The 7,347-nt window shown below is 61.8% G+C and carries 9 protein-coding genes (1 of these 9 running past the window's edge); 7 read left to right on the forward strand and 2 right to left on the reverse strand.

All coding sequences use genetic code 11. The features are described from left to right. Positions 1-31: 31 nt before the first annotated feature. A complete protein-coding gene (locus ACO07N_RS08245; protein WP_421980556.1) occupies positions 32-448 on the reverse strand; it encodes a YcbK family protein in 417 nt (138 codons plus the stop codon). Positions 449-637: 189 nt separating this feature from the next. On the opposite strand from ACO07N_RS08245, the gene ACO07N_RS08250 reads away from it, so the two are divergent. Both ACO07N_RS08250 and ACO07N_RS08255 read left to right on the forward strand, forming a co-directional pair. Next, positions 638-1,957: an aspartate aminotransferase family protein gene (locus ACO07N_RS08250; RefSeq protein WP_421980557.1), complete on the forward strand. Its 1,320-nt coding sequence runs from the start codon at positions 638-640 to the stop codon at positions 1,955-1,957. Positions 1,958-2,116: 159 nt separating this feature from the next. Then, positions 2,117-2,404, forward strand: coding sequence for a hypothetical protein (locus tag ACO07N_RS08255; RefSeq protein WP_421980558.1), 288 nt, complete (start codon positions 2,117-2,119; stop codon positions 2,402-2,404). Positions 2,405-2,454: 50 nt separating this feature from the next. Here ACO07N_RS08255 and ACO07N_RS08260 read toward each other — a convergent pair whose 3' ends face one another. Next, on the reverse strand, positions 2,455-3,051 hold the full coding sequence (locus ACO07N_RS08260) for a LysE family translocator (RefSeq protein ID WP_421980559.1): 597 nt from the start codon (positions 3,049-3,051) through the stop codon (positions 2,455-2,457). Positions 3,052-3,149: 98 nt separating this feature from the next. Here ACO07N_RS08260 and ACO07N_RS08265 point away from each other — a divergent pair, with 98 nt between their 5' ends. From ACO07N_RS08265 to ACO07N_RS08285, 5 genes are all read left to right on the forward strand, one after another. After that, positions 3,150-4,559, forward strand: a complete 1,410-nt coding sequence (locus ACO07N_RS08265) for a PLP-dependent aminotransferase family protein (protein ID WP_421980560.1) — start codon at positions 3,150-3,152, stop codon at positions 4,557-4,559. Positions 4,560-4,668: 109 nt separating this feature from the next. After that, positions 4,669-5,445: an energy-coupling factor ABC transporter ATP-binding protein gene (locus ACO07N_RS08270; RefSeq protein ID WP_421980561.1), complete on the forward strand. Its 777-nt coding sequence runs from the start codon at positions 4,669-4,671 to the stop codon at positions 5,443-5,445. Beyond that, positions 5,445-6,083, forward strand: a complete 639-nt coding sequence (locus ACO07N_RS08275) for an energy-coupling factor transporter transmembrane component T family protein (protein WP_421980562.1) — start codon at positions 5,445-5,447, stop codon at positions 6,081-6,083. The genes ACO07N_RS08270 and ACO07N_RS08275 overlap by 1 nt, the downstream gene beginning before the upstream one ends. Positions 6,084-6,164: 81 nt before the next feature. After that, positions 6,165-6,719, forward strand: coding sequence for a biotin transporter BioY (locus ACO07N_RS08280; protein ID WP_421980563.1), 555 nt, complete (start codon positions 6,165-6,167; stop codon positions 6,717-6,719). A 21-nt stretch (positions 6,720-6,740) separates the two neighbouring features. Further along, positions 6,741-7,347, forward strand: the beginning of a protein-coding gene (locus ACO07N_RS08285) for an AMP-binding protein (protein WP_421980564.1). The gene runs 827 nt beyond the window's last position; 607 of the gene's 1,434 nt are visible here — the first part of the coding sequence; the start codon lies at positions 6,741-6,743; its stop codon lies beyond the right edge, outside the window.

A 7,347-nucleotide genomic window follows, 5' to 3' on the forward strand; every position in this document is an offset into this window, starting at 1 on the left:
CCGCGCAGGGGCATCTGAATCACGGGCGGCTTCACCAGGTTCTGCGCGGACCCGTGTCGATGTGATAGTGGCCGGACGCGTAATACTTGTACCCGCCCACCTCAGGCTGCGATTTCAGGTAGGCGATGATGGTGGACGGGTCGCCGCGGACCGAGAAATCCACCGCTTGGCAATTGAGGTGATAGGAGTTTCGCGCGCCACCCTTGCGCCAGTTCTCCAGCCACCAGCGTTTCGTCGAATGAACCGTGACTTCCCCGTAGCGGCTGGCAACCCGATTGAGAACTTTCTTGAGCTTGCGTGGAACGCACCAGGACGAATCGTCATAGTCGATCGAGCTGTGCGAAGCGGTGGCCCATCCCAGCCCGGTGACCCCTGCAACGGTGCCGCATCCTGCAAGCGTGACCGTAAATCCGATGAAGAATATCCAGGCGAAGAGGCGTTGGGGCATGACGGACGAGCCTTGTCGAGTGTGTTGCGATATCCCCCGCGCGAAGGTTCCTGCAATTTGATTAAAATTGTGATGAAAAACGTGGTTAACGGCACGACGAAACAAATGTTTCAGAATGAATGAATGTCTGATACAAATGTCACAGTTTCTCATCTGATCACATCAGGATCACTGCTCGGGTTGATATCCATGTCTCACGTTTTTCCGCGTCACACGAAAGCCAGTTCACCGGTCGCCGATCGCGGGGAGGGCTGCTATATAATTGACAAGTCAGGGAAAAAATATTTCGACGGATCCGGTGGCGCCGCCGTGTCCTGTCTTGGGCACAGTGATCCGGACGTAACCCGGGCAATCAAGGACCAGGTCGACCGGATCGCCTTTGCCCATACCGGTTTTTTCACCTCCGAACCCGCTGAGGAACTGGCCGACCTGCTCGTCTCAAGGGCGCCCGGAAACCTTGACCGGGTCTACTTTGTCTCCGGCGGTTCCGAGGCCGTCGAGGCTGCGCTCAAGCTCGCGCGCCAGTACTTTCTGGAAAAGGGGGAGACGTCGCGGCACCGCGTGATCGCGCGCCGCCAGAGCTATCACGGAAACACCCTGGGCGCGCTCGCGACCGGCGGCAACCAGTGGCGGCGCGAGCCTTTTTCGCCGCTGATGATCGAGACCTCCCACATCTCCGCATGTTACGAGTATCGCGGGCGCGGGGAGGACGAGACCGCGTTCGAATACGGTCAGCGCGTTGCCGGTGAACTGGAAACCGAGATTCTCAGGCTCGGACCCGAAAACGTGATGGCCTTTGTCGCGGAACCGGTTGTCGGAGCGACGGCAGGCGCCGTGCCGCCGGTGGAAGGTTATTTCAAACGGGTGCGCGAGATCTGCGACACTTATGGTGTTCTCCTGATACTTGATGAAGTCATGTGCGGAATGGGCCGGACGGGCTCGCTGTTCGCCCATGAACAGGACGGCATCTCTCCGGACATCCTGTGCATTGCCAAGGGCCTGGGTGCCGGTTACCAGCCGATCGGTGCAATGCTGTGCACGGACGAGATCTATCAGGCGATCGAAACCGGATCCGGGTTCTTCCAGCACGGCCATACCTATATAGGGCATCCGACGGCCTGCGCGGCTGCATTGACCGTCTTCAGGAAATTGAGTGAAGGCCTGGTGGATCGCGTGTCGCCCATGGGCGACAAGCTTGACGAGGTGCTGCGGGACGCCTTCGCACAGCACCCCCATGTCGGTGACATGCGCGGACGCGGGCTGTTCCGGGGCATTGAACTCGTCGCGGACAGGTCGACCAAGGCCCCGTTCGACCCCGCTGCCGGCATCAACAAGAAGATCAAGAAAGCCGCGTTCGAAGCCGGGCTCATCTGCTACCCGATGGGCGGGACGATTGATGGCGTCAGGGGCGACCATGTCCTGCTGGCGCCGCCGTTCATCATCGAGGATACCCATGTCTCGGAAATCGTCGGCAAGCTGGACACGGCAATCAAATCGGCGCTCCAGTGACCCCTCGCGGACGCGGCCGTGGTCAAAAAACGGTCGTGACGCAGGAATGATTGCCTGTAGGTGGTCCTCAGGTTAAAAAAGCTTAATATTACAAAGAGTTAAATTGAAGCTCGTCCGGCCATCTCCATCTCTGAGTTCAGATGAACGAAGGAGATGGAAATGGCATATGTTACCAACGAGCAGATCGAAGCGGCGACGGGCAATCACAAGCCCGGTATCTGGAGCCGGATCGCGGCCGGCTTCGTGTCGGTCACCAACCATTGCTACGCGCAGGCAAAGCACCGCCTGCCGGTCATGCACGCAAGCGAGCTGGCAGATACACACAGCACCCGTGACGAACGGCTTGCCGATAGCGCCTACGAGACCGAACTGGACCTGGAGCGGAAGGAACGCTCCGACTCAAGAGGGTATCTGAGCCCGGAGCACTACCACTACATGTACTACTGATGGGGATGCAGCGGGCCGGCAAGAACGCCGGCCCGCGCCTTTGACGCCTGTCAAATCGCAAGCGCCCAAACCGTCGCCGCAAGCATGGAAACCGCCATCAGGACGGTGACGACGCGCATCACGGGTCCATCGCCGATCAGGGCGAGGATCGAGACGCCGAGCAGCGCCCAGAGCGAATGGAAAACCATGCCGCCAAGAGTGAAACCGGCGACGAGGATCAGCGCATTCTCGTGAATGCTGAGACCGTTGCCTGCAAGAAAGGTCGAAAACGCGACCAGGTTCATGGCCCAGGTCTTGGGACTGAGCGGATGGATCAGGAGGCCCTCCCAGAAACTGGGCAGTGCCACTTCCCCCTTCGGCTTTACCGACAGCGAAATGATCCGCCAGGCAAGGTAGGCCATGTACGCCATGCTCAACACCTTGAAGAGCAGGACGACCGGCCCTCCACCCGCCATGACGTGCCCAAGCCCATAGGCGACGCTGAGTTTCAGCGGCAGCGATCCGATCTGCGAGGCCACGATCACCGGAAAGGCCGTGCGGTAGCCCGCGGACGCGCCGATGGCGAGAAACGTCAGGTTTCCCGGCCCAGGTGTCCCGGTCATGACAATGATGAAAATGGCGAATGCCAGGAAGGTGGCCAGATCCATGGGTGCTCTCCTGTGACAGCATCGATACAATCGATACAAAATGGCGGAGATACTAATTGTCTTGAGATATTGTATCAGTCAATGTAAACATTGTTCCCATGACAATGTGGATTCCGAAGATCGAAGACGCGCAGGGGCCGATCTATCTCGCGATCGCCGATGCGCTGGAAGCCGATATCAGCAGTGGTGTCCTTGACCAGGGCTACCGGCTGCCGCCGCAGCGCGAGCTGGCCTACCAGCTGGGTGTCACGCTCGGAACGGTCACGCGCGCCTATGGCGAGGCCGAACGCCGCCGTCTCGTCAAGGGCGAAACGGGCCGGGGAACCTATGTCGCACCCGAGACGCACAAGGTCTCGCCGCTGGTTCCGGCCGAGGACGAAACGGATGTTTGCGATCTGGCGCGCAACTTCGCCTATCCGCACCTGAACCCCAGTCTTTCCGATGGTCTCGTCCGGATGGCGCGGACAGCCGGAATTGACCGTTTGAACGGCTTCGTGCCCTCGGAAGGCCTGAAGGCGCATCGCGAAACGGGTGTTCTTGTCTTCAAGGATTACGGCCTGGATGCGGACCCGGACCGGGTCGCCGTGACCTGTGGCGCACAGCACGGTATTCAGGTGACCTGCCAGGCGCTGTTCCGCAGCGGCGATGCCATCGCCATCGACAGATTCAGCTACCCGTCGATCTTCCCTTCACTGGCAAGTCTCGGTCTGAAGGCGGTGTCCGTGCCGGCCCTTGAACGGTCCGACGGCGGCTTCGGGGCCATGGATCCGGAAGCCCTCGCGCAAGCCGCACGGGTGCATGGCGTCAAGGGTGTCTTCCTGATGCCCAACATGCAGAACCCGACCACGCACACGATGTCGCTTGAGGAACGTGAAAAACTCGTCGCAGTTGCCCGGGCGCATGACCTCAAGATCGTCGAAGATGATCCCTATACGCCGTTTCTCCCCGAAAGCCTCCCGTCCTTCGGAGCCCTTGCCCCGGAGCGGACGGCCTCCATCGCCAGTATTTCCAAGGTCTGTTCACCGGGCAGCCGGATCGGTTTCGTGCATGTCCCGGAACTGTTCGGCGACTCGATCCGCAACAAGATCGGCGAAAGCACGTGGATGGCCTCGCCGATCACCGCCGAGCTGATCGCCGGCTGGGTGCGCGAGGGGCACCTGTTCAAGACCCTGCGCCTGAAGCGAAAGGCCAATCGGATCCGTTTCCACAAGGCGCGCGATATCCTGTCGCCCTATTTCCTGCAAGGCGACACCCACAAGGTGTTCGGATGGCTGCGTCTGCCTGATCATGTCGACCCGGATGCGGTCCAGGCCGCGCTTGGTCATCAGCGGATTTCGGTGCTGTCCTCTCGCTATTTTCAGGCGAAGGACAACGCGCCCGCGCCCTATCTGCGCATCACGTTCGGCTCGGAGGAATCCGACGACCGCTTTTTCCGGTCCCTTGAAAAGGTGCGCTCGACCATTGACCAATTGGCCGAATTGCCGGAATTGGGCCGGCCTGTAGGATAGGCTCACTTTGACATCGGGCACGATCCGGTCAATAAGCGGCCCCTTGAGAGCGCAGGACGCCGGGCATCGTTGACCGTCAGGTGCCTGCGCGCGCCCTTGGCGAGGTGAGATGGCGATCTGGTCCAGGAAAAACAGGCAGGAAGAGATGCGGGTCTGCGATCCGCATGCCGATCCCTTTGCCGTTTTCGAAGCGGTCTCGCTCGAGCTTGGCGGCAAGCGCGTCCTGTCCGACCTGACACTCTCGCTCGGGGACGACCGGATTGGCGTGATCGGATTGAACGGATCCGGCAAAAGCAGCTTTGTCCGCCTGCTGAACGGACTACGCCAGCCGGCCGGCGGGTCGTTGACGCTGTTCGGTGCGGAGGCGGCGAAGGCGGCCCCGGAGCTGCCGCGTCATGTCGGCTTCGTCTTTCAGAATCCGGACCATCAGGCAATTTTTCCGACAGTCGAGGAAGAGATCGCCTTCGGTCTGACCCAGCTGGGGGCGGACCGGCTGGAAAGCCGGGAACGGGCCCGGGAGTTTCTCGCCGTGCATGGCTGTGAGCAACTGGCCGCCCTGCCGATTGCCGAACTGTCGGAGGGCCAGAAACAGCTCGTGTGCATCCTGTCCGTGCTGGTCATGGAACCGCGTCTGCTGGTTCTGGACGAACCGATGACGAGCCTTGACATGCTGGCGACGCGGAAAATCCGCGACAAGCTTTTGTCCCTGCCACAGAAGATCGTCATGGTGAGCCACGACTTTAGCCACTTCGAGGGATTTGACCGCGTGCTCTGGCTCGAGGATGGCCGCCTGCGCATGGACGGATCGCCCTACGAGGTCTTGCGCGCCTTCGAAGCGGATATCGCCAGGCGATCGGGCGTCAAACTGGAGCTGGCCGCGCTGTGATGTCGATCTACCTTCCCGGAAACAGCTGGCTGCACCGGACCCCGGCAGGGTTCAAGCTGCTGGTGGTTGCGATTGCCAGCCTGCTCCTGTTCCAGGCCGGTTCTCCGCTGATCTTCCTTGCGTGTCTTGCCGGTGTGGTCGCGTGTTACGCGACGCTCGGGCGCGAAGGGCTTGCGCGCCTTGCCCTGCTGCGTGGCCTGACGGTGTTGCTGGCAATCCTTCTTCTTCTGCACTGGCTGTCCGGCACCTTCTGGGAGGGTGTCTCGGTCATCCTGCGGCTGGTCGTGCTGATCCTTGCCGCCAACCTTGTCTCCATCACCACCCGGATGGATGACATGCTGGAAGCAGTCATGCCCCTGTTCAGGCCACTCGAGTGGCTGGGGCTTTCGGCGCGCAAACCCGCGCTCTGCGTTGCCCTTGTCCTGCGCTTCGCGCCTTACATGATGCAGATCTTCTCCAGGATGCGCGAGGCTTACCAGGCGCGCACCGGGGCGAAGAATTCATGGAAACTCATACCGCCGCTGGCCATCCAGTGCCTGCGCATGTCCGACAACGTCGCCGATGCGCTGCAGGCGCGCGGCGGATCCCAAGGCCTGGCGGGACAGGCTGAAATTCGCACAAGGCCCGGAACGGCCTGATTGAACAGAACCGCGAGGCCGGGACGGGGCGGGACCCGCCGGGCCGCGAGACATAACCTAAAAGGGAGGCGTATCGTCGCCATGGCTGATCGCTCACTCGTTCATATCGCATTTTACGCGGCACTGATTGCCGCCCTGGGACTGGTGCCGCCGGTTGCCATACCGTTTCTGGGCGGCGTGCCGATCACGGCGCAAACGCTCGGCGTGATGCTCGCCGGGATCATGCTGGGTCCGGTTCGCGGTGCGCTCGCGGTTCTCCTGTTCCTGTTTCTCGTGGCCCTCGGTGCACCGTTCCTTGCCGGTGGCCGCGGTGGTCTCGGCGTCTTTGCCACGCCTTCGGTCGGCTTTCTGATCGGCTGGCCGGTCGGTGCCTTTGTCGCCGGCTGGATCATGCGGGCGACGCCCGGCATGAACATTTTTGCTTCTGCCGCGATCTCCGCGGCAGTCGGCGGTATTCTCGTGGTCTACCTCTTCGGTATTCCCGGTGTCGCCTACATGGCCGGCCTGCCGCTCCTGACGGCGGCAGCAGGCAGCGCGATCTATATTCCCGGAGACCTGGTCAAGGTCGTCCTGGCCGCGCTGATCGCCCAGACGATTGCCCTCGGCTTGCCGGGAGCGATGCTGTCGCGCGGCTGACCGGACAACGAACGGTGCGGCATGGCTTTCATCGGATCCAGCCTGGATGAGGCCGCCGCGAAGCGGCCGGATCAAATCGCGCTGAAGAGCGGCTCGGCGGCCTGGTCGTGGCGCGCTCTTCTGGCCGACATCGGAACGGTTGAGACGGCCATCCGCCGCGCCACCGGCAAAGGCGGCCGGGTCGCTCTTCTTCTCGACGACCCGGCCGCGCTGCTCATCTGCTTCTTTGCCTGCGCCCGCACGGGCCGGATTGCCATGGTACTGGATCCGGGCTGGCCGGCCGGACAGCGCCCCGCTGTACTCGTTGATGCGGCTCCTGACCTGATCCTCGACAAAGAGGCCTGTTCGGCGGCGCTCTCGAAAAAGGCCTGGGGGCATATTGAAAGGGGTATCGGCGATCCGTGCGAAGAGGACCCCTTCTACTGCGGCTTTACCTCAGGCTCGACAGGCCGGCCGAAGGGATATCTCAGGAATCACGGCTCCTGGCTGAAGAGTTTCGAGCTGTCCGACAGGGAATTCGGCATCCCGCGCCGCGAACGCGTTGTCGTCGCAGGACAGCTGACCCATTCGCTCCATCTCTACGGGGCCGTCTGCGGTCTGGAGCGCGGCCACGAAGTCGTGCTGTCAC

The sequence above is a fragment of the Roseibium sp. genome, assembly GCF_965229775.1.
Classification (GTDB): domain Bacteria; phylum Pseudomonadota; class Alphaproteobacteria; order Rhizobiales; family Stappiaceae; genus Roseibium.